This is a genomic window from Actinomycetospora sp. C-140, from assembly GCF_054796175.1.
The window spans coordinates 1-503 of sequence record NZ_JBTWNF010000051.1 but is presented as its reverse complement, the minus strand read 5'-3'; the positions used below and the strand labels follow the sequence as shown (position 1 = coordinate 503).

The 503-nt window shown below is 63.8% G+C and carries 1 protein-coding gene; it reads right to left on the bottom strand.

Annotated features, from left to right (window positions below; all coding sequences use genetic code 11):
- Positions 1-488: hypothetical protein (locus tag ACR9E3_RS32485; protein ID WP_460385209.1), on the bottom strand; the 488-nt coding region annotated here is incomplete at its 3' end.
- Positions 489-503 lie beyond the last annotated feature (15 nt).

Here is a 503-nt window from a genome sequence, read left to right as displayed (position 1 = left end):
TCCACGAACCAGCTGCGGTGGTGTTCGGCGGCGATCTGCAGACGCGACTTGTCGCTGTAGAGCTTCATGTGCGTGGTGTCCGAGAGCACCACGAAACGCTTCACCGGATTCGGGATCAGGTTGAACATCTCCTGCTCCTCGGTCCACTGGGTGATGTCGTCACCCTCGGCGACACTCATCATCGTGGGCACGTTCACGATCCGCTTCACATAGGGCTCGACGTCATAGGCGAGCAGATGATCGACCGACGCGATCGTGCTCCGGTGCTCGTGATTCGGGGCGTCGGTCGCCTTCCAGCGCGCGAACGGCGGCGAGACCTCCGGCAGCGGCCACGTCGTGAGCTCGAGCTGCGGCGTCTCCGAAGACATCGGCAGATACCCGAACTCCCCGGTCTGCGCCCGCTTGCGCCGGTCCTCGAGAACCAACACCGAGAGCTCACGGAAACGAGCGGTCCCGTGCGTCAGACGCATCGCGTTCAGACCGTTCACCACCGCCAGGTTCGA